This is a genomic window from Cysteiniphilum halobium, from assembly GCF_003574425.1.
Lineage (GTDB): Bacteria > Pseudomonadota > Gammaproteobacteria > Francisellales > Francisellaceae > Caedibacter > Caedibacter halobius.
In genome coordinates, this window is record NZ_QLIU01000052.1 from 1 (window position 1) to 21,972 (window position 21,972).

18 protein-coding genes and 1 tRNA gene are annotated in these 21,972 nt (G+C 38.0%); 7 read left to right on the top strand and 12 right to left on the bottom strand.

The window, feature by feature from the left end; all coding sequences use genetic code 11:
* Nucleotides 1–325 precede the first annotated feature (325 nt).
* Genes DNK85_RS08945 through DNK85_RS08955 form a run of 3 tightly spaced genes read right to left on the bottom strand, consistent with a single transcriptional unit; the run spans nt 326 to nt 3,029 of the window.
* Nucleotides 326–1,276 carry a hypothetical protein gene (locus DNK85_RS08945; protein WP_119329233.1) on the bottom strand — a complete coding sequence of 317 codons (951 nt, stop codon included), beginning with the start codon at nt 1,274–1,276 and terminating at the stop codon, nt 326–328.
* Nucleotides 1,277–1,285: 9 nt separating this feature from the next.
* Nucleotides 1,286–1,981 carry a response regulator transcription factor gene (locus DNK85_RS08950; protein ID WP_119329234.1) on the bottom strand — a complete coding sequence of 232 codons (696 nt, stop codon included), beginning with the start codon at nt 1,979–1,981 and terminating at the stop codon, nt 1,286–1,288.
* 43 nt (nt 1,982–2,024) lie between these two features.
* On the bottom strand, nt 2,025–3,029 hold the full coding sequence (locus tag DNK85_RS08955; RefSeq protein WP_162896640.1) for a sensor histidine kinase: 1,005 nt from the start codon (nt 3,027–3,029) through the stop codon (nt 2,025–2,027).
* 360 nt (nt 3,030–3,389) lie between these two features.
* Here DNK85_RS08955 and acnA point away from each other — a divergent pair, with 360 nt between their 5' ends.
* The 6 genes from acnA to DNK85_RS08985 all read left to right on the top strand — a co-directional run bounded on the left by acnA (nt 3,390) and on the right by DNK85_RS08985 (nt 11,503).
* Nucleotides 3,390–6,080, top strand: coding sequence for an aconitate hydratase AcnA (gene acnA / locus DNK85_RS08960; RefSeq protein WP_119329236.1), 2,691 nt, complete (start codon nt 3,390–3,392; stop codon nt 6,078–6,080).
* Nucleotides 6,081–6,273: 193 nt separating this feature from the next.
* On the top strand, nt 6,274–6,819 hold the full coding sequence (locus tag DNK85_RS08965) for a transposase (protein WP_208123161.1): 546 nt from the start codon (nt 6,274–6,276) through the stop codon (nt 6,817–6,819).
* A gap of 308 nt (nt 6,820–7,127) precedes the next feature.
* Nucleotides 7,128–7,481, top strand: a complete 354-nt coding sequence (gene yajC, locus DNK85_RS08970; RefSeq protein WP_119329238.1) for a preprotein translocase subunit YajC — start codon at nt 7,128–7,130, stop codon at nt 7,479–7,481.
* Between the two features lie 214 nt (nt 7,482–7,695).
* Nucleotides 7,696–9,642, top strand: coding sequence for a protein translocase subunit SecD (gene secD, locus DNK85_RS08975; RefSeq protein WP_119329239.1), 1,947 nt, complete (start codon nt 7,696–7,698; stop codon nt 9,640–9,642).
* 9 nt (nt 9,643–9,651) lie between these two features.
* Complete coding sequence (secF, locus tag DNK85_RS08980) at nt 9,652–10,605, top strand: protein translocase subunit SecF (protein ID WP_119329240.1); 954 nt, start codon at nt 9,652–9,654, stop codon at nt 10,603–10,605.
* Nucleotides 10,606–10,822: 217 nt separating this feature from the next.
* On the top strand, nt 10,823–11,503 hold the full coding sequence (locus DNK85_RS08985; RefSeq protein ID WP_162896641.1) for a YdcF family protein: 681 nt from the start codon (nt 10,823–10,825) through the stop codon (nt 11,501–11,503).
* A gap of 23 nt (nt 11,504–11,526) precedes the next feature.
* Here the strand turns inward: DNK85_RS08985 and rnr are convergent, their stop codons facing one another.
* Genes rnr through lepB form a run of 4 tightly spaced genes read right to left on the bottom strand, consistent with a single transcriptional unit; the run spans nt 11,527 to nt 16,380 of the window.
* Nucleotides 11,527–13,947, bottom strand: coding sequence for a ribonuclease R (gene rnr, locus DNK85_RS08990; RefSeq protein ID WP_119329242.1), 2,421 nt, complete (start codon nt 13,945–13,947; stop codon nt 11,527–11,529).
* On the bottom strand, nt 13,925–14,857 hold the full coding sequence (gene truB / locus DNK85_RS08995) for a tRNA pseudouridine(55) synthase TruB (protein WP_119329243.1): 933 nt from the start codon (nt 14,855–14,857) through the stop codon (nt 13,925–13,927). The genes rnr and truB overlap by 23 nt, the downstream gene beginning before the upstream one ends.
* 2 nt (nt 14,858–14,859) lie before the next feature.
* Nucleotides 14,860–15,543 carry a ribonuclease III gene (gene rnc, locus DNK85_RS09000; protein ID WP_119329244.1) on the bottom strand — a complete coding sequence of 228 codons (684 nt, stop codon included), beginning with the start codon at nt 15,541–15,543 and terminating at the stop codon, nt 14,860–14,862.
* 3 nt (nt 15,544–15,546) lie between these two features.
* Entirely contained in the window at nt 15,547–16,380 is an 834-nt protein-coding gene (gene lepB, locus DNK85_RS09005) for a signal peptidase I (protein ID WP_119329245.1), read from the bottom strand.
* 446 nt (nt 16,381–16,826) lie between these two features.
* Here lepB and DNK85_RS09010 point away from each other — a divergent pair.
* Nucleotides 16,827–16,902 (top strand) — tRNA-Glu (locus tag DNK85_RS09010).
* A gap of 44 nt (nt 16,903–16,946) precedes the next feature.
* Here the strand turns inward: DNK85_RS09010 and iglJ are convergent.
* Genes iglJ through tssB form a run of 5 tightly spaced genes read right to left on the bottom strand, consistent with a single transcriptional unit; the run spans nt 16,947 to nt 21,811 of the window.
* Nucleotides 16,947–17,735 (bottom strand): type VI secretion system baseplate protein IglJ, encoded by a 789-nt coding sequence (gene iglJ / locus DNK85_RS09015; RefSeq protein WP_119329246.1) that lies wholly within the window; start codon nt 17,733–17,735, stop codon nt 16,947–16,949.
* 9 nt (nt 17,736–17,744) lie between these two features.
* Nucleotides 17,745–18,920, bottom strand: coding sequence for a type VI secretion system baseplate subunit TssK (tssK, locus tag DNK85_RS09020; RefSeq protein WP_119329247.1), 1,176 nt, complete (start codon nt 18,918–18,920; stop codon nt 17,745–17,747).
* 32 nt (nt 18,921–18,952) lie between these two features.
* Nucleotides 18,953–19,621 carry a type VI secretion system tube protein IglC gene (gene iglC / locus DNK85_RS09025; RefSeq protein WP_119329248.1) on the bottom strand — a complete coding sequence of 223 codons (669 nt, stop codon included), beginning with the start codon at nt 19,619–19,621 and terminating at the stop codon, nt 18,953–18,955.
* 57 nt (nt 19,622–19,678) lie between these two features.
* Complete coding sequence (tssC, locus tag DNK85_RS09030) at nt 19,679–21,229, bottom strand: type VI secretion system contractile sheath large subunit (protein WP_119329249.1); 1,551 nt, start codon at nt 21,227–21,229, stop codon at nt 19,679–19,681.
* Between the two features lie 12 nt (nt 21,230–21,241).
* Nucleotides 21,242–21,811 carry a type VI secretion system contractile sheath small subunit gene (gene tssB / locus DNK85_RS09035; protein ID WP_119329250.1) on the bottom strand — a complete coding sequence of 190 codons (570 nt, stop codon included), beginning with the start codon at nt 21,809–21,811 and terminating at the stop codon, nt 21,242–21,244.
* Nucleotides 21,812–21,972: the final 161 nt, after the last annotated feature.

The following is a 21,972-nucleotide window of genomic DNA, read 5'->3' on the forward strand; positions in this document are numbered from 1 at the left end:
TAAGATATGTTTTTTTCATGTACTATCTACCTTATTTAATTAATATGCGTTTTAAGTCCCTTACGTCGAACTTGCTTATTTAGCTTGTTATTACTACTAATTGCTGTATGTCTTATCCATAGATATTCATATAGCTTGTTTTGCTTGGTACTATACGAAGGTATTTATAAAGATTTTGCTGTGAGGATGTAAAATAAATGTAAAATGCGTTCGAGACTTATACTTATTGTAATCACTTTGTGGTAGATATAGGATGTAATCCTTATCATCGTGCGTAAACACCAACTTTATGATAATTATTAAGTATTTTGTTACCTGTACATCGCTATGCAAAAACTGCCAAAAGCACATTGGCGAGCAAGGTGTTATAGATAACAACCAAGTAGAAGACAAAGGTTGCAAAAATGAGAATTTCGCGTTTGCGAATAATCTGCTTAGATAAATCAATCGTAAGCATTAAGTAATTTACCACAGATGCAATAAAGAAATATTCATAGTAAGCGCTGATTAGTAACATTATGATAAGTAATATATTCGGTTTAATAGCAAGCTTGCGATACAACAAAAAGTAAATAATGATACAGCTAATCAGATAAATCAGGGCTTGTACCCATTCCAGATGTGACAAAATTGAGACGAAGATTGATAGCAATGTAGTGATCATTAAGATGATTGTGTAGTTTAAGAAAATGATTGATGCCTTGTGATCGGCTAAAAATAAATAAGCCATCACGGTGATTGGTCGGCATTTTTTATTTTGCCAATGACTAGAGAGCATGTTGATTGCTAGGATAATCACTAAAGCAGGAGCGGTCACATATAGGATAAAAATATGCATGTCGACATATAATAAGAGAAAATCACAAATGATGAAATAGATAACAAAAAAGAATGCGTAGTGTATCTGTTGCAGTGTATTAATCATGGCAAGTGGTAAGGCAAAAACTAATCCCCCATTAAAAAGCATAGCCAGATATAAAACACTATGATGTGGAATATATTTATAAGCAACAGCATAAAATAGCATGGAAATAAGGCCAGAAAAAAGCATGATATTTTGCATTATTTGTGCATTTTGGCGCATAAACCCATAAATGCTAGGTAGTAGAATAATCCAGGGTAATGTAAACAAAATACCTTCAGTGCGATTAAAAAAATTATCCAATTGTATGGTGATTGCATATTTATCATCGATGAGGCTTAAGTTAATAAAATACACGGCAATCAATAAAAGATAGATCAAAAAATTGCGTCGCGAAAAATGAGCGTCGTTCATCATAACTTCCTAATACTTTAGCGCAAAACCTATGGAGTGTATGGTTTCAATCATTTCTTTGCCCAGAATTTTTCTTAGTTGTGATATATGTACATCAATACGTCGGTCAAAGCTATCAAATGGCTCATCGTAGCATTTTTTATGGATAAGTTTTTTTTCGACAACCCCGTCGTGTTGCAAAAGCATTAATAGTATTTGCGTTTTGACTTTCTTAATATAAATCTTCTCACCGTTTTTATGTTCAAGTAAATATTGCTCAGGATAAAAGTGCCAGCCCTCTAAATCGTAGGAGCTCAAAGTGTCAGGTGCCTGATCAATCTTACGCATTTGATTATAGCGACGAATATTTGCACTAATGCGTGCCTCAAGTTCCTCTAGTGAAAAGGGTTTAGTGACATAATCGTCCGCACCAATCTTTAATGAATAAGATTTTTGTGTGGTATCACTAATCGCTGAAATCATGATAATCGGCATATCGTACACTTGGCGTATTTTTTGGCAAAGTTGGATACCATTGTCACTGCCAAGATTAATATCAAGTAACAAGCAGTCAAAAGCAGTTTCTTCAACGGCGGCTAATGTATCAAGCGACGTTGTTTTGATGATCACTTCATAATTCATGCGTTCAAGATAGCGACTGATCATTTGCGCTAACGAATCGTCGTCTTCAACAATTAAAATACGTTCCATTTGTTGTCGATCCATGTTATTGCGATGCTTTAAGTTATAGTGGAGTTTGAGAGATATTTCAAATAGGTTTAAGTTCAAAATAAAAGCTTTTACAGTGATCAGTTGTAGTGAATTGCAATTCAGATTGATGTTCAGCAAGTATTTTAGCTACTGAATAAAGTCCAATGCCGTGCCCATTTTTCGAGTGGTGCCAAAAAAGCTGTTTCATTACCTTGAGATCTAAATTTTGCTGTATGATGCCGTCATCTGCTATGGCAATGCGAACTTGTTTATCAACAATGTCAGCTGATAAATAGATATTGGCATTAGCATACTCAATGGCATTGTTAAGGAGGTTATATAATACGCGCTTTAACTTAAAAGGTTTGATCATTACATAGGTTTTTTGATCGATATTAAGTGCTAAGTTTAAAGTGAGTTGTTTGCTATCTTGAGTAAGCATACGCTTATAATCCACAAATAATTGTTCGATAAAACCTCTTATTTCAATCGGCTCTTTTTTCTCAGTTAGAAGTTGATTTTCCTTGAGTTTGGCTAATGAGTGCCCTGTAATGATTTTAATCTCTTTAATATCATCTTTAACGGCGTTATAAGCATCCGTGTAATCAAGTTCAAGTTTAAATGATAGGCGTGTGTAAGGTGTTCGTAGATCGTGCAGCATTGTAAGCATATCACTTTTTTGTCGCCTTAATACATCTTTAACTAATTGATTTAACTTAAGATGCTGTTTGAAGAAATAACCATGCTTGAGCGTTTTTTCATAATCGCTATAGCCTAAGATCACCTTGCGTGTTTCGCGAATAAAGCGTGTAAGCTTGAAGTAAAAATAATATGCAATTACAAAGATGAGAAATAAGCTTAAAATTGCTAAGGTAATACTGGCATAAATATAGTAGTAATCTGTGAGGTCAATGGTACTTAATTTGTCTTTTTGTTCTGTTAAATGCTGGCTAAGACGAAAAAGCATGATAATTGTGAGAAATGATACAAGGTACTCTGGCTTTAGCACTTTTTTGAGCAGTCTATGGTACTGTTTGGTTGCTGTTTGCATTATTGTTCTCACTTATTAGCTGCTTTAACAGTTTATATAGAGTTAAATATAGCTAAACATATGCATTTATGGGGATATTATGACAAAATTACAAAACTTAGTTCTAGTGTGAAACTTGTTCAAGGCATGCTTTGGGGCATGACTCTATGCTCTTTGCATTTCGTGATTGGAAGTCCTTAGTCGTATTTGAAAGGTTAGTACACTGCCCTTGGTTTTGCACTTATCAGGAAGTATTACTTCAGACTTATTTCCACGTTGAGTGATTGTTGTATCAAGCTTGCATCACGCTGTACAAAAGCAGTTAATTGGGCTAAGATGAGCGCCGAAATAAGCCTCAATAGACAGAAAAACAGTAAAGAAGGAGCTATCCTCATGACGGATTTAAAACGTTCAACGAAGGTTTTGATTGATGCAAAAACGCATCAATATACCGCCTACAGCTTACAAAAATTAGCAGCTGAAACTGGCAAAGATATTACACGTTTGCCGTACTCTATTCGTGTATTGCTTGAGAACCAATTACGTAATATTGATGATTATAAGGTCAAAATTTCTGATGTTGAAAATGTGCTTAATTGGGATGCAAAAGCTCAGGTTCGTCCTGAGATTCCACACATGCCAGCACGCGTTGTAATGCAGGATTTTACCGGAGTCCCTGCAGTTGTTGATTTGGCTGCTATGCGCCAAGCGATTAAAGATGCAGGAGGGGACCCACAAAAGATTAATCCATTAGTTGATACAGCAATGGTTATTGATCATTCTGTACAGGTTGATTATTACGGTACGAAAGATGCACTTGAGAAAAATGTTGCCAAAGAGTTTGAACGAAACGGCGAGCGCTATTCACTGTTAAAGTGGGGGCAAAAAGCATTTGATGATTTCGTTGTTGTACCGCCTGGAATGGGGATTATTCATCAGGTGAACTTAGAATATTTAGCAAAAGGTATTTTGGTTAAAGACCAACATGGCGAGAAAGTTGCTTATCCTGATACACTTGTCGGTACTGATTCACATACGACAATGATCAATGGAATTGGTGTGATGGGCTGGGGTGTTGGTGGTATTGAAGCCGAAGCGGTTATGCTTGGTCAGCCCTATTACATGGTGTTGCCGGATGTTGTTGGTGTCAAATTAACTGGTAAGTTACGTGAGGGTGTTACGGCAACTGATTTGGTATTAACAATTACGGAGCTCCTTCGTAAGCATGGCGTGGTTGGTAAGTTTGTTGAGTATTTTGGTGAAGGCTTAAAATACTTACCCCTTCCAGATAGAGCAACGATTGCGAACATGTCACCAGAGTACGGTGCAACCATGGGTTTCTTCCCAGTGGATGATGTGACCATGGCATTCTTTAAAAATAGTAACCGTGGTGAGTATGTTGAATTAGCCAAGAAAGTCTATGAAGAGCAGTATTTATTCCGCCATAATCCAGCAGAAGAACCAGAATATACTGCAGTAATTGAGCTTGATATGTCAAGCGTAGATTCTACATTAGCAGGACCTAAGCGCCCACAAGATCGTGTGGCAATGCATGATTTAAAGGCTAATTTTAAAAAGTGCTTAACGCATGAAACAGGTTTGCATGGTTTTGGATTAACCGAAGAACAAGTCAAAGCAGCGGTTAAAGTTGAAGGCATGGATTGTAAGTTGAAACATGGTGATGTGGCGATTGCAGCGATTACTTCATGTACAAACACATCCAACCCATCGGTGTTGTTAGGTGCTGGATTACTAGCAAAAAAAGCAGTTGAAAAGGGTTTAACGGTTAAACCTTACGTTAAAACATCATTGGCACCTGGCTCACAAGTAGTTACACAATATCTTGAGAAATCAGGATTGTTGAAATATCTCGAGCAATTAAAGTTTGATGTTGTTGGTTATGGTTGTACAACCTGTATAGGTAACTCTGGTCCATTGGACCAACCGATTGTTGATGCGATTAACAAAGGTGATTTAGTCGTTGCATCAGTAAGTTCAGGAAATCGCAATTTTGAAGGGCGTATTAACCCCGATGTTAAAGCAAATTATTTGGCATCACCGATTCATGTGGTGGCATACGCAATTGCAGGTACGGTTGATTTTGACCCTGAGCATGACCCAATTGGTAAAGATCAGCATGGGCAAGACGTCTACTTAAAAGATATTTGGCCAAGCTCACATGACATTGCTGAGTTGCAATCTCGCGTGATTAATAAGGAGATGTTTCAGAAGTCTTATGCCACTATTTTAGACGGTACAAAAGATTGGCAGAAACTATCGGTACCTACGGGCGAGCTATATAAATTTGATGAGAAATCAACGTATATTCAGTGTCCTAGCTTCTTTGAGAACTTTGCAGATTCAGGTAACGGCTCTTTAGATATTATTGGTGCACGTACGCTTTTAATGTTGGGTGACTCCGTGACAACAGATCATATCTCTCCAGCGGGTTCCATTCCAGAGGAGTATCCAGCAGGACAATATTTAAAGGCGCATGGTGTTGAGAAGAAAGACTTTAACTCTTATGGATCACGCCGTGGTAATCATGAAGTAATGATGCGTGGTACGTTTGCTAATATTCGTATTCGCAATTTATTAGCACCTGGTACAGAAGGTGGGGTTACAAAATACCATCCAGACGGTTCAATTGAGTATGTATTTGATGCGGCGATGAAATATAAAGCGTCAAATACACCATTAATCGTATTGGCTGGTAAAGAGTATGGTACAGGTTCATCACGCGACTGGGCGGCTAAGGGAACTTTTTTACTAGGAGTTAAAGCGGTGATTGCTGAGAGTTATGAGCGTATTCATCGTTCAAACTTGGTTGGTATGGGGGTATTACCTTTGCAGTATGTCAATGGCCAAAGTGCCAAATCACTTGGTTTGGATGGTACAGAAACCTTTAATATTAAAGGTTTGGATAATATTAAACCACGTGAAAATGTTGTGGTTGAAGCAGTGCACACCAATGGCCACAAAACAATCTTTGAAGCCTTAGCACGCCTAGATGCTGATGTTGATGTTGATTATTTGAAAAATGGTGGCATTTTGCAGACCGTTTTGAAAAACATGATGTCATAATGATATGTAAAAGGGCGATTCGTGAATCGTCCTTACGTATCCATATGGGAATCCTTCGTATGTGTGTTATTGCAATCATTTTATATAAAGGGCGTAGGGGCAATTCATGAATTGCCCTTACATGAATTGCCCTTACATGAAGAATTGCTCTTACATATATTTCTCTTAAAATACATACAAATTGGAAATGGATATGAGCAGCAGGGAGCAAAATCGTCATTCAATCCGTCTAAGTGGGTATGATTATTCTCAAGAAGGGATGTATTTTGTAACAACTTGCACGCAAGATAGAGCGTGTTTATTTGGAGACATCGTCAATGGCAAAATGATATTGAATGAATTAGGTGACATTGTTCGTAGCGAGTGGTTAAAAATCGAAGCAATATGGTCAAATGTAAAATGTGATGCATTTGTTGTCATGCCAAATCATTTCCATGGAGTTGTGGTTATCACCAATACCGTAGGGGCAATTCATGAATTGCCCCTACATGAATTGCCCCTACAGATGACCATAAAGCAACGACGTAATATGCTACTACCCAAAATTATTGGACGATTCAAAATGCAAGTATCAAAGCAAGTCAATCTTGTTCGAGGTATGCCAGGGCAAAAATTGTGGCAACGCAATTATTATGAACATGTTGTTCGTGATGAGGATGACTATCTGAGAATATATGAATACATAGACAATAATCCATTACAATGGGAGTTGGATTCTTTACATCCTCAAAACCTGTAAGGGCGATGTATTATTGCAATCATTTGGTATAAAGGTCGTAGGGGCAATTCATGAATTGCCCTTACACGAATTGCCCTTACATGAATTGCCCTTACATGAATTGCCCTTACACGAATTGCCCTTACATGAATTGCCCTTACATGAATTGCTCTTATATACACATGAATTCCCTCGTATATGGATTTGCAGCAGACAACAGTTGTCAAAACACCCCCTGTCATGTACATTATCCGAGATTTTAAATAGTATACCGCTTGTTAATTATTTTACGGTCGGTGTGATAATATACCTCAACAGGAGATTTAGTAATGAATAAGTTATTAGTAGCATTGTCATCGCTATTGTTATTAACATCAAGCGCTTTTGCTGAAGGCGCTGCTGGTGGCTCAGCAATGAGCTCTATTTTGATGTTGGTTGCGTTTTTTGCAATTTTTTATTTCTTACTTATTCGTCCGCAAATGAAACGTAGTAAAGAGCAGCGTAAAATGATCTCTGAATTGGCTAAAGGTGATGAAGTGATGACAAACGGTGGCATTATTGGCAAGATTGCTAAAATTGGTGAAAACTATACTGAGATTGAAATTGCAGAGAATGTTATTATTAAGGTGCAAAAAAGTGCGGTTTCTGGTGTTTTACCAAAAGGTGCTGTTAAAACCAGTTAATTTTGACTATACCCATTGTGCATCCTTTTGTGGTGTTTAGTTGCTAACAAGTTCTGTGAAGATTTTGACAAGCTGGGTTGCAGATAATAGCTAGGACTATCATTAAACTTCAACTTATCAAAATCACGCAAAATGCAAAGCAAGAAACTCTGTGAAATGGTTTATGATGGGTATATATTGCTATACAGTCAACTCAAACTAAGGTATTAGGATTATGCTTCATCCCAGACAAAAAGCTGCGGTTAATAAGTATCCTTTGTGGAAATATATTACCATTTTGGTCATTGCGATTTTGTCGATTATTTATGCGTTACCCAATTTGTTTGGTGAAACGCCATCACTACAAATATCTCCCAAAGATGGTACGGTGAGCGCAACACTTGTAACGCAAATTAAAGACACATTAAACGCGCAAAAGATTGCATATAAATCATTGCATCAAGAATCAAGCACAGTGGTGCAAGTCAGATTTGCAGACGCACAAGATCAGATTGCAGCACGCACAGTTTTACAAAAAACAATAGGTAATGATTATATTATCGCGCTTAACATGGCAGCAAACACACCAAACTGGTTGCTGGCATTAGGTGCTGAACCCATGAATTTGGGTCTTGATTTGCGTGGTGGGATGTATTTAGTTCTTGAAGCAGATACACAATCTGCGATTAATGCGCGTCTGGACAATGCCTTAGAGAGTTTGGCACAAGGCATTAAAAAACTGGGTGTCACCCCTGAGTCGCAATTAAAAGCATCACAAAAGTCCAGCATAACCAAAGTGCTTACCGTACCTGTGACGTATAGTGGTACTGGCTATGTTGCCTTGACCTTTACCAATAAAGCTGATCTAGATAAAGCGATTGCTTATATCAAAGCTGATTATAGTAAGACGCAAAATAATCAGTTGGTTTATAGTGCTTTGAAAGACAAAACCCTTCTTGTAACCTTCAACACGCAATTGCTAGCACAAATTAAGCAAGAAGCTATTTCACAAGTGGTAACGGTAATGCGTAATCGTATTAATGCACTAGGGGTTGCCGAGGCTTCTGTTGCTGCTTCTGGGGATTCGCGTGTAATTATTGAGCTACCCGGGTTGCAAGATGCCGCACGTGCCAAGCAGATCTTAGGTGGCACGTCAACGGCAAGTTTCTATATTGTTACTCGAGTAACTGATCGTTTGAAAGTTGAAGAGCAGGGCATTAAAGTATACCCATTAATTACAAATGGCCAAACAGGTTACTATCAGCTTAATGGCAATCCAGTGGTTAGTGGTAGTGCGATTGTCAATGCATCTCCTGGCATTGATCATCAAAGTGGGCAGCCGATCGTTGCAGTGCAATTAAGCTCAGATGCGGCGGGTCACTTTAGAGAAGTTACTGCTAAGCACGTTGGTGATCTTATGGGGGTAATGCTTGTTAATACAACCTATAAAAAAGAAATGATCAATGGCAAAGAGGTCAGTAAAATTGAAAAAACAGAAAAGCTTGTCAATGCGGCAACTATTCAAAGCGCATTAGGTGCTAATTTCCAAATTACAGGTCTTGCTCAACGTGAAGCTAATAACTTGGCGTTGATGATTCGCTCAGGGGCGTTGCAAGTGCCTGTGCATATTGCGCAAGAGCAACAAATCGGCCCAACTCTTGGTAAGCAAAATATTGAGCAAGGTATGTGGTCTATTGTGGTGGCTTTGATTCTTGTTGTGCTATTTATGGCGATTTACTATCACTTATTTGGTATGATCGCAAATGTTGCATTGATATTAAACTTAGTGTTAATTATTGCCATTATGTCAATTATTCCAGGGGCAACCTTAACGCTTCCTGGTATTGCTGGTATTGTATTAAATTTAGGTATGTCGATTGATGGTAACGTGTTGGTGTTTGAGCGAATACGTGAAGAGCTTAGAAATGGCATGCCCGTACAAAGTGCGATCTCGGCAGGTTATGAGCGCGCCTTTGGTACGATTGTCGATTCAAACGTTACAACCTTGATTGTGGCAATTATCCTCTTTGCCATTGGTACGGGTGCGGTTAAGGGCTTTGCGGTAACATTAATTATCGGTATTCTAACATCGATGTTTACTGCAGTAACTGTTTCACGTGCGATGACGAATCTTATTTATGGTTCACGTCGTAATCTTAAAAAATTATCAATCGGAATATAGGGGTGTCGCATGGAGTTTTTTAAACGTAAAACCAATATCGACTTTATGGGAATCCGTAAATGGACCGCGATTGTTTCGATTGTATTAATTGGTTTGTCTGTTATATTTCTCATTGTTCGTGGCTTAAACATGGGCTTGGATTTTACTGGAGGTTATCAAATTCAAGTCAATTATAATAAAGCGCCATCAACACAAATGGTGGCAAAAATACTGGCACGAGATGGTTTTCCTACCGCGCAAGTAACGACTTTTGGTTCTAGCGATAGTTTAATGATTAAGTTGCCAATTCAAAAGAATGAAAATAATCAGGCAGTAATTAATCATGATGGCCAATCAGCACAGCAATTGCTTAAAGTAAAAGTTGAAAAAAGTCTAGGATCTGATGCACAAGTTGTTAGTTTAAACTACATTGGTCCACAGGTCGGTAAAGAGCTTGCAACCAATGGCTTACTGGCATTGTTAGTGGCGATGATCTGTATCGTGGGTTATATCGCTTTTCGTTTTGAGATGAAATTTGCGATAAGTGCGGGTATTGCGCTTATCCATGATCCGATTATTATTTTAGGTGTTTTTGCGGCATTCCAGTTAGAGTTTACCTTAACAACTTTAGCAGCAGTCCTGGCGGTGATTGGTTATTCACTAAATGATACGGTAGTTATTTATGACCGTGTGCGTGAAAATTTTCGTAAGATGCGCAAGGCGTCAGTTATTGAAGTGGTTAATCGTTCAGTAAATGATACCTTATCACGCACCATTATGACCTCAGGGTTAACCCTATTGGTCGTAGTTGTGTTGTACTTCTTTGGTGGACCTTCATTGCATGAGTTCTCATTAGCACTGATCTTGGGTGTGATCGTTGGTACGTATTCATCGATTTATGTCGCTGGTGTACTGGCAGTATTATTTGGCTTAAAGCGCGAATCACTACTGCCGCCACAACGCTTGGATGATGACCGCCCTTAGTCTGTTACTTTTTGTTACAGCAAACTGCTTGAATATTCTAGCAAAAAAAAACGGAAAATCCTCGCATGAATTTATGCTCTGGAGGATAGACTTGTTTTGGTTGATAGATAACTTATACTCACTGATTGTTGTGGTACTTAGCCCACTTACTTTAGTTTTGCTAATGCTTTTGCTTGCCCTGTTTATTAAACAAAAAGTGTTTAGGATATTTATGGTGGTGACTCCCTTTTGTATTTTATACTTTAGCTCGACTGGCATTGTTTCAGGTTATTTTCTATCGGGGCTTGAGAAATATAAGCCAGTGACAGAGTCTACAATAATGTCAAATAATGCATTAATATTGCTTGGTGCGGGGTTAGAGAAGCAAGGCTCGGTAGTGCAACCAACAATTTTAGCATATAGCAGGATACTAGAAGCCTATCGTATATATCATATAGCTCATGAAAAAGGCGTGCAGTATAAAATCATTATTACAGGTGGCGATGTCAGAAAGTATGGTGTATCGGAGGCTCAAGTTTATGCCAAAATTTTAGAGGATATGGGTGTTAAGAAAGATGACTTAATTTTGGAATCTAAAAGTCTTAATACTTATCAAAATGCGGAATATACAAAAGACATCACCAAAAAGTTACCTTATAGCAACTACTTGCTGGTCACAAGCTCACTACACATGAATCGTTCATTATTTTATTTTGATCAATTCAATATTAAAACAATTCCAGCAATATCTGATACATCTAAGACAAAGGCAAGTTGGACGCCATCCCCTTATAATTTAACGCTGATTAGTTTTGCTCTGCACGAGTATTTAGGGATATTTCGATTACATCTATATGATTATTTAAACTTAAATAAAAAACAAAATAATTCAATAATTTTTGCAAAACCAGGGCAGTAAATACATTTTTACTGTAATTATTCTCATTCAGATTGACTTGATTTTGCATTTGACTTTTTACGCGGGCGTTTTGCGCTACTAGATTTTTTCTTTTTATTCTTTGCAGGTTTGCTATCGACCAATTTTGTTGGCTCAACGGCGCTATTACGTGTGGTTTTACGAGTTCGTTTTGGTGCTGTTGATTTTAAGGCTGATGCTTTGATGCGTGCGCGACGGCGTTTTGGCGTGTGACCTGCAGCAAGCTCTTGATCACTGCGTCCTTTGCCATTAACCGTTAATTCAAAATCAATCTGCATCTCATCTAAATTAACACGTACAAGTTGTACTTGGATTTTTTGACCAATGCCAAAGGCTTTTTTTGTGTGTTGACCGATTAAGCGGTGCTGAACTTCATCAAAGACGTAATAATCACCATGCATTGACGAGATATGTACTAATCCTTCAATATAGTTTTCAATCAACTCAACATACATGCCGAAGCCTGTGATGTGGACGATTTTCGCATCAAATAGCTCACCAATACGGTTGTGTAAGAAATGGCATTTTAACCATTTCTCAACATCACTGGAGGCTGAGTCGGCATTGCGTTCTTGACTGGAGGCATGGGCACAAAGCTCATCTAATTGGCTATGTGTGTAGTGATAAGCACCAAGGTGTTTCTCACCAATAATTGATTTAATCGTGCGATGTGTCAGTAGATCAGGGTAGCGGCGAATAGGTGAAGTAAAGTGGCTGTAAGCTGGATATGCTAAGCCAAAATGCCCATCATTATCTGGTGTGTAAAATGCCTGATTCATGCTTTTTAATGTCATTAATTGGATATTAGCAAAATCATCACGATCTTTAACTGAGTTTAGCATCTGACTGTAATCAGCCGGAGTTGCTCCAGATTTACTTGGTTTGAAGTGGATGCCAAGCGAGTGTAAATAAGCTTTCAAATCATCAACTTTGCCACTAGGTGGAGCACCATGCACGCGAAAAGGAGCGTGTGCTTTATTTTTTTCAATAAAGCGCGCTGTGGCGACATTTGCCAAAAGCATACATTCTTCAATGAGCTTATGCGCCTCATTACGCTGGCGTGGAATAATCGCTGAGATATGCTGGTGCTCATTTAAAATAATTTGTGATTCAACCGTGTCAAAATCAATGGCACCTCGTTGTTTACGTGCCTTGGCTAAGACTTTATACAAGTCATATAAATCAAATAAATGTGGAATAAGCTCAGGTTGTTCGTAATAGATGCTATTATCTTTACTATTTAGCAGTTTTGATACCTCAGTATAGGTCAAACGTGCTTTAGAGTTAATAACACCTGAATAAAACCTATAGCGTGAAAGCTTGGCATTGGCACTAATATTCATCTCACAGATTAGCGCTAAGCGATCCACTTTGGGCTTTAATGAACAAAGCTCATTAGAGAGTTCTTCAGGCAACATCGGAATGACATAACCTGGGAAGTAAACAGAGGTTGATCGTGCTTGTGCTTCCTTATCAAGACTAGAATCAGGGCGAACGTAATACGAGACATCAGCAATTGCAACATAAAGCTTCCAACCGCCTGTTGAGCTTTTACGTGCGTAAACGGCATCATCAAAATCTTTGGCATCTTCACCATCAATGGTTACAAAGGGTAAATCACGTAGATCTATGCGTGGTGATATTTCAGTAGCGAGCACTTCAGAGGGAAGTTTGCGCAGTAAGCGTGCTGTTTTATTGCTCCATTGTTCAATTAAATTATGCTTTTTACTGGCAACTGAGATTGCGGTGAGGATAGGTGATTGCTCTTCAATGACTTCAACAAATTGAGCGACCGCTGAGCAAACCGTTGATGGGAAGATGACTAATTTTGCTTTGATCAGCGTATCAGGCTCAAGCTCTTCTGAAGGGGGTAATAGGGCGATATATTTAGGCATGGTTTTGCTAATTGGTTGGATAAAGTGGCTATCCAACTGTTGGCTATAGCGCCCAGTAATTTCAATGGTATTACGTTGAATAATACTATCAATGCGTGCTTCTAATTTATCTTTGCGATTAATGCCTAAGATCATTGCGCATACTTTGTCACCACTAAATACTAGACGTGCTTGATGTTGTGGTAAAAAAGCGCTATGCATCCTGTCTTCGGTAGTAATGATCGCATTGCCATCGTTCTCAATGCGTACATAGCCGGTGATAATATGACGCTTTTGCTTTAAAAGTCTAAAATATTGCCCATCTTGCTCAATTTGTTCATCACGTACCATCGCACCAAGTCTATTGGCAAGTGCATCAAGTTGTTTGCTGCGCTTTAGTTCCAAGTTATCAGCAATTTTCTCAAAAACAGTTGGTTGCTTGAGATCTTTTAAATATGTCAAAATGACTTCCCTGCTTGGAATAGGGTCATCATATTTTTGTGCTTCTAAATCCTTGTTTGGATCGTTATCAATCGTGTATTTCTTGCTCATTTTCGATGATGCCTTGTAAAAAAAGTTGTTTTTTCACGAGTTCGCCATCACTAAAGTGGCCAAGGGCGACAAATCGATCTTGGTCATAAATACGGGCGCTGCCAGTGAAATCATTGGTTAGTTGCATCTTTCCTTTCAGATAAAATAAGTCCACTTTGTCATTAGGTATAGTAAAAATAGGTGTATCTGTAAATGCATATTCAGGATTAAGTAGCTTTTCATAGCATAAATCCAGCGTTAGTGAACGAAGCATTTCAAGTGAAAATGCATCATTCATTGTTAATAACCCACATGCTGAGCGTGTTAATTTGATTAAATGCCCAGCACAATCCAGTGCTTTGGCAATATCCATCCCAAGTGTGCGGATATAGGTACCCTTAGAGCAGCGTACATCAATGTCAATCGTGTGTTTTTCAGGGTTGTAGTTAATCAATTCAAGTGTGTAAATTGTAATATTACGTGCTTTGCGTTCAATCTCAACGCCTTGACGTGCCAATTTATACAAGGGTTTTCCTTGATGTTTGAGTGCTGAATACATCGGTGGTATCTGACTTATTTCACCACGAAATTCTCTTAATACTTTATGAATGCTTTCAAGCGCGATTTCAGGGACTTCATGTTGTTCAATAATATTCCCCTCAGCATCGCCGCTATCGGTACTAATGCCTAGCTGGATCGTCGCTTGATAAGCCTTGTCAGCATCTAAAAGATATTGCGAAATACGTGTTGCTTGACCAAAGCAAAGCGGTAATACACCCGTTGCCATTGGGTCAAGACTGCCCGTGTGTCCAGCCTTTTGCGCATTAAAAAGACGTTTAACGCGTTGTAATACTTGGTTGGAGGATAAGCCTTGTGGTTTATCAATAACGATAATGCCATTTAAGGCAATACCTTTACGTTTACGTGCCATAATTATTTATCTTGTGTTTTAATGGCTTTGAGCGCTTCTTTAGCAGCGGCATGTTCTGCCTGTTTGCGGGATTTGCCCTTGGCGCGATAGCTTTGTGTTGATGAGCCTAAACAAACTTCTACCGTAAACGTTTGATCATGATCCAAGCCTTCAGTGGCAACGATCGAGTATATTGGATGTGTTTGAATCTTAGCTTGCAAATACTCTTGCAATCGTGATTTGGGATCTTTGGTGTGTTCTTCAACATTAAGTGTTGCTAAAACATCTTTAAACCAATGCAAGATGCGCTCTTTAACAACAAGCATATCACTATCAAGATAAATTGCACCAATCACCGCCTCAAAGGCGTCTTCTAATAAGCGCGCGCGTTTGTGTCCACCTGATTTAAGCTCACCAACCCCAAAAGACATATACTCACCCAAGTCAAAATGCTTTGCCATGTCGGTGAGTGTTTTGCCACGCACAAGATACATGCGAAGGAGCGATAAACTACCTTCATCTTCATGTGGGAACTTTTGATAAAGCGCTTCGGCGATTACAAAGCCAAGAATGGAATCGCCCAAGAACTCTAAACGCTCATTATGCTGTTTTTGTTTGCTACGGTGAGTGAGCGCTTGTGCAATAAGTGCCTCGTTTTTGAAATGGTAGCCAATGCTACGATATAAAGAAGTGTAATCTGTGATCATTATTTATAATACTCGTCCTATTTCGCTCCAGCGTACGGAGCTATTTAAACTATTCCAGCTAAACCAGACAAAGCTTGCCTTACCAACAAGATCCTTATCAGGTACAAAACCCCAGTAGCGACTATCTTCACTGTTATCACGATTGTCGCCCATTACAAAATACATGCCTTGAGGGACAACTAGGTTGGTGAAGTTAGCTGATGGTGCATTAGCCATATTGTCAATTTGGTGTGCAACTTTTCCAAGATGCTCGGTACAAATAGTATTTGGCCCATTGCCATTATAACTATTGACTTGGTTGTCTAAGCAGTTGGTATACGCAACTGCTTTGCCATTAACAGTAAGCTTTTTATCCTGGTAAGAGATGACATCCCCTGGTACACCAACAACACGTTTGATAAAATCAACACCAGGGTTTACAGGGAAATGAAATACAGCGATATCACCACGCTTCGGTTTGCCTGTTTTAATCCATACATTATTGGTAATTGGGTTTCTGATGCCATATGCCGTTTTATTGACCAAAATAAAGTTGCCAACAGGTAATGTTGGTGTCATCGAAGCCGATGGAATTAGGAAATTGCCAATGAAAAAACCACGCAAGATAAAAACAATTAAGAACACGCTAAACAATGAGCGAGCATAATCAGCTAATAACGGCGCCTTTAATGCTTTGTTTTTTTGAATGAACTTACGACGCTCTTTTTTCTTCATACCTTGGAGCTGATCCATAACTGGTACTAAACGTTTTGGTTCAAACTTAAACTTGTCAATGGCAGCAATAATGCCAGAGGCAATTGTCAGTACCAGTAGCCAAAAGCTAAAATCAATATTCATGGGTTTTTATTTCCTTTGTGCAATACACCGGCATTATTATACGGACTAGCCCAAAAATCGCTATGTTTTTATTGCTAAAGTCGTTTCTATGGTCGATTGGAAGTTTTAGAATGTGTGATCAAGATAGCTATAAATTGATCAGGAATAACTTTTTATGTTTGTTGCCTTAAAGAAACCACAAGATTTATTACAAGAAAACCTTTTTAGTTGAGATATTCCAATGCGATTTTTAGATATGAATGCAGGTCAGCACTTCAGTAATCATATTATTTTGGATTATTTTAATGAGGCGGTTTCGATGTATTATGGTTTAATGTAAATCAGAGCATTTGCTTGAAAATTAATAAAAAATATTTCTCTTATAGTGCTTGACAGTAAATACAAAGCTCACTAGAATGCGCTGGAGTTTTCGCCAGAGAGTCGAAAAACAGTGAAAGTTTCCTAGTGTCCCCATCGTCTAGAGGCCTAGGACACCGCCCTTTCACGGCGGTAACAGGGGTTCGAATCCCCTTGGGGACGCCATTATTCAAAGGTCGTGAAAGCGACCTTTTTTGTTTGGGGTGTTTTTATAGTTGTATGCGAAAAATGGAATTAAGGATATCTTTGCCACAGCTAAGGGGTAAAAATGACTTATGATTTACTTCATTGAGTTTTATGGTTAAATCAATTTTGATGAGATTTTGCATTCGCTGGAAATAAGCATTATTGCTGATTGTTTTTTGAATGTTTTCGATAATATATTGGTTAAACCTGGGCACGCTAACGACAATCTTAAGAAGTGCTTTGGTAGTATTTTTTACCCCTTGTAGATAGCAAGCATTTAAATAACTTGTTTGGTTAATATAGTAGGGCTTTAGAGGTTGAAGACATTTACTGGATTGTACGCTAAAGCTGACACCGTATTCCGATAACGCATATTGTAGGCTAGTGACAAGTGTGGCAATCGATAAGCTATTGGTATCATGTTGGTAATAGATCACCTGACCATTTTGATAGCTACTATCATATATTTGATTAAACTCTGGGTATAAACCGTAAAAATATTGGTGCAGTAGCAAAGAAGTCCCCTGATTAAGTGCATTAATAATTTGCATTTGGTCATTTTTGTCAGCTTGATTATAGTAGTGTTGGAGTCCCGCGAAAATCGTCAATTTAGAGAGGTTGATCATAACGAAAATATCATGATCACTAGCATAAACTTCTTCGATTAGATTATTGCTCGGTGTGATTGAGAAATTTGACACAAAGCAGACATGTTGAGCGCTAATATTGTAATAGTGTATTAACTCAAGTAACTCGGCAATATTAACGGAGCGTTTGAGCTTCTGGTAGCGATCAATAAATGTCTTAATCATAATTAAATATTAACGGTAGTAGATAAAAAATTGATAAGCCTCATTTTTAGTATTGGCTTGGAAAATGAGGTTCTTCTCGCTTAGGATATAATCCCACTCTTGCCCAGGTAGTAGACGATAGGTTTTATAGAGTAAAGGATTATTTAACTGATGTATTCCGCTATCGGGCATGTATTCTAGTTGTACACCTGATAGTGACATCTGATTAATATGTTTATTGCGTGAAATTGATGAAATTTTAATAAATTTTGGATTAAATTCAACGCTTTCAATGTTGGGTTTTTTAACCACTAAAAAGAATTGCTTAGCTGCAAGGAAATCGCTAGCTAAGTGCGATGCAGTAAAATATTCACTCTCAAGTTTTAATTCAATAAACTGTTGCTTAATTGGTTTATTTAGAAACGTTTCAAGGGTGTTAAATAAATTTTGAAAGCATTGATAAGGCGCATAAAACTCAAAAGGCACTTGTAATGTGTGCTTTTGAAAAACTTGATGTTCATCAGGCAACATAAAGCATAATTCTTTTAAAAGGGTATACAGTTCAATAGGGTGATAGTGGATAGCACGTTGCGTAATGGATTGTAGTTTATCCTCAAGTTTAAAAAGCATTAAATTTAATAGGGGATATAAATAAGACTTATGTTGATAATGTTGGATAAGGTGCTTAAGTGAAATAAGAATTTTCTCCAGCCGATGTAAAATTGGCAAGAAGGTTGTGCTATTGCAACTTAAAAGTGGTGGTGTGAACTCGGAAAGCTGCCAACCCTCACTGCTAAGGTGTAATTCACAGATTTTAATGCTGTGTATAGCACTTGGATCATGTATAAACGATAGATGAAAACAAGGACGCAAAGTTGGAATATCAGCGATATGTGATTGATGTGTGACATTCACAAAAATAGATGCTTTCGTGTCATCATGATCCGTTAACGAAAGATGTAAGGCATTATGTTGTGGTGAAAGTTCAAAGAACAAGCGGGATTGTGTATATAATGCAAGCTCATCAACCTGAAGCTCGCCTACACTAAGAAGTTTAGTATCAAGCTTTAAGCTAAGTATGCCATATTGCATTTGATAAGGGAGATGCAAAGCTTGCGCCACATATTGATGTCCTAGTGTATCTTGTGTTATGAAATACTTAGCACTTAATAATGCACCATCTTGCCAATGAACTTTTGTTGTCATATTTTGCCTTTTTATTATTGATGCACGGTATATTAACCTGCTGAAGAAGCCGCTTCATCAATACTCAATAAGCCATACTGACCTTTTTCGGTACTCTCACCATGAACAACGTCTAATGCAGCCTTGGAGAAATTCGCCTTATCGATCATAACACCCGTGATAGTTAGAATGTAGTAGTCAGCTGCAGCAGTTGAGCCGCCTAGAAAGCCATATTGTTGAAAGTCAATATTGAAGGCTGAGTTTTCAACAGGGACTAAAACAAGCTCAGAAAGGTCAGTAATCACATCCCATTTCTCATCGTTTTTATATTCTTGAGAGTCATTGGTTCTACCAAACTTGATTGATGTATCCTTTGCTTCAGATTTCTTAACAGAAGAAATAAGTCCTTCTAATGTGGTTTTCATTTTTGGACTAATTGGTAGGCCAATAGTTACTTCAAGACTTGCTTTCATTTGTGGGCCAGATAAGTGAAACTCAATCAGATTACAAGCAGCAGTTGGGTTTGTGACATCATTTAAGTTTTGACCACCATCGATGGCAAATAAAAACTTGCCCATATCTTGCCCTAATATGGTCAATGAGTCAAACCAAACACGCGGTTTAGAGTGACTTCCTGCAAAGTCAGCTTCGCCAAGTTTAAAGCTCAATGGTTTGGCATCTAAGACGACGGATCTTGCTACTTTAGGTTCGATACTTGCCATGTTAAAACTCCTTTTTTATAGTGGTTTAAAAGTGTGTAACTCCAGTTAATAATATAATTATTCACCTTCGCCTTTAGCTTCTGCTGTAGCAAAAAGACCTGGATCAAGACGTGTATCAATCTTCAAAGTCGTGTCCATACCTTCAAACTGAATATGTGGCAGTACAGTAATATTACACTTATACCAGCCGGTTTTGCCTGGGATCTGAGCCACTTGGATATCTGCCGCTCTAAATGGGTATTTTGCCATTTCCAAAGCTGTTGGCTGAAAAACCGTGGTAACATAGCGGCCAAGCCATTTTGATAGTTGCTCCTGAATGATCTCAGTGCTGGTCACACTCCCTATTTTATCGCGGATAACACACTTGATATAGTGTGCGATACGTGAAATACATAAGGTGTAAGAAAGGTTAGCCACCAATTGTGAATTCATTGAATCAAAATCATCAACAAATTCTTCAATGTGTTTGATTGAGTTGACACTGAAAAAGCAGGCATTTGGTGTGCCTTTCTCTTCAATAAGGGGGATGATACCAATATTTGCCAATGACAGTTCCATATAGTCAGGTAATGAAATATTTAAAGCCGAGCGTTGTTCATCAAAACCACGAATATTATAAACTGGTGCGATTAACTCTTTGATATAGCCACCATTTTCAGGCCCGCGAATATACTGGAACCAGCCGCTTTCAGCAAAAGAGCGCATAACGTTTTTGCTAAACAATAATGATGAGCTACCCCAAAGATAAGTGTCATTTGATTCGTAATTGTTGACCTGCTCAACAAAATTATTCATGCGGCTATCAGCAACGGGATTGTTTACCGGATGATATGGCTGGCGTAAGATAAAATCCCCCAGACATAAGCCAATATAAGCAGCCTGGTCGGTTTTGCGAAAGGCATTCCAATCACGATAGCGTGGGTGCTCAAGCAATGTTTCAAAGCTTTTGATTTGTTTGAGTTCAGCGATATCGTCAACACCAAAAAATTGTGGGTCAATCGCAGAGATAAATGGGGCATGTGCACTCTCAGCAACCATGCCCATACCAGTTAACCAAGTGATATCATCCATACTGTTTTTGAAATCATATAGCCCCATCAATAAACCATATGGCTCACCACCATATTGATCATATTCAGAGACATACACTTTTTTAAATAGTTCACTGCTTGAGATATCATACAGATTGCGTTCAAAGTCATATTGTAACTCTTCCTTGGTTACATCAAGTATTGCAACATCGATGTTATCATAATCATGGTGCATCACTTCCTTAAGTTGTAACCATTGATTTTCAATATAACGAAATTCAGGATGCAGCAAGATACTATTAACTTGTTCCTCAATGATTTGATTAATTCGTTCGATTACGCGTTGAACATATACTTTATTGTAGTTTACAATATCATGGTTATTTGCTAGTACAAGTGCAAGAGCCGCAATATTTCTTGAGTAATAATCATCGGCAATATTGTCAACGGCATGGACGTCTTCTTTAATATTGGCATTTATCTTCTCGATACTGTTATTTTTTTCTTCTTGTGATCCACCAAACATCGAAAATATACTTGTCAAAGCATTTTGTTCTACAGTGCTTGTTTCAGACATTTTGCGTTCTCCTTAACCATTTTTCCGTGAACTTCCTTCGCTAGAGATCACTTGACCTTCAAGCAGAACATCATCACTTTTGGCAAGATTATAATGATCTAAATTGGGAATCTCTTTTTTCAAAGACTCAAGCATTTGTTTATCTGAAAAAATACCATCAATGGTTTTTTTCAAAGTTCGATTGTTATCAATATCTTTTTCAAAGGAAGAAAGCATTTCTTTTAATTGAAGGAGTGCATTCAGTTCAGGCACTTTCTTAGCAATGCGATCAGGTTGAAAGTCAGCCATTGAAGTGAATATATAATTGATATCAATCATTGGTGATTTAGCAGGGTTGATGCTATTAGGAACACGCATGTTTGCGGTGATCTCCATATCCTTAAGCACTGTATCAAGTCCATTTTTAATCACGCGGACATCGCGATCTTCAAACGGAAGCTTGGCATCTTTAGATTTACCTTTTGATAAATCACCCATGACGAGAATACGATATGGAAGTTCTTTTTTCTTTGCTTCGCCTTTAACCCTGGTGTCATATTCAATCATTAATCTTGATTTTGGAAGCTTCTTATTTACAGCCATGTTATCCGCTCCTTAATTTAATGCTCTTATAGTTGATTATATTATTTCCTATAAGCATCTAAGATTTTTACTAGAAATTCACTTTTCTAGTTAGCTATTTGCCTGGGTCAATGTAACCTGTTGATCTATGGTTAGTCAATAGATATAGGCAAAAAATACAA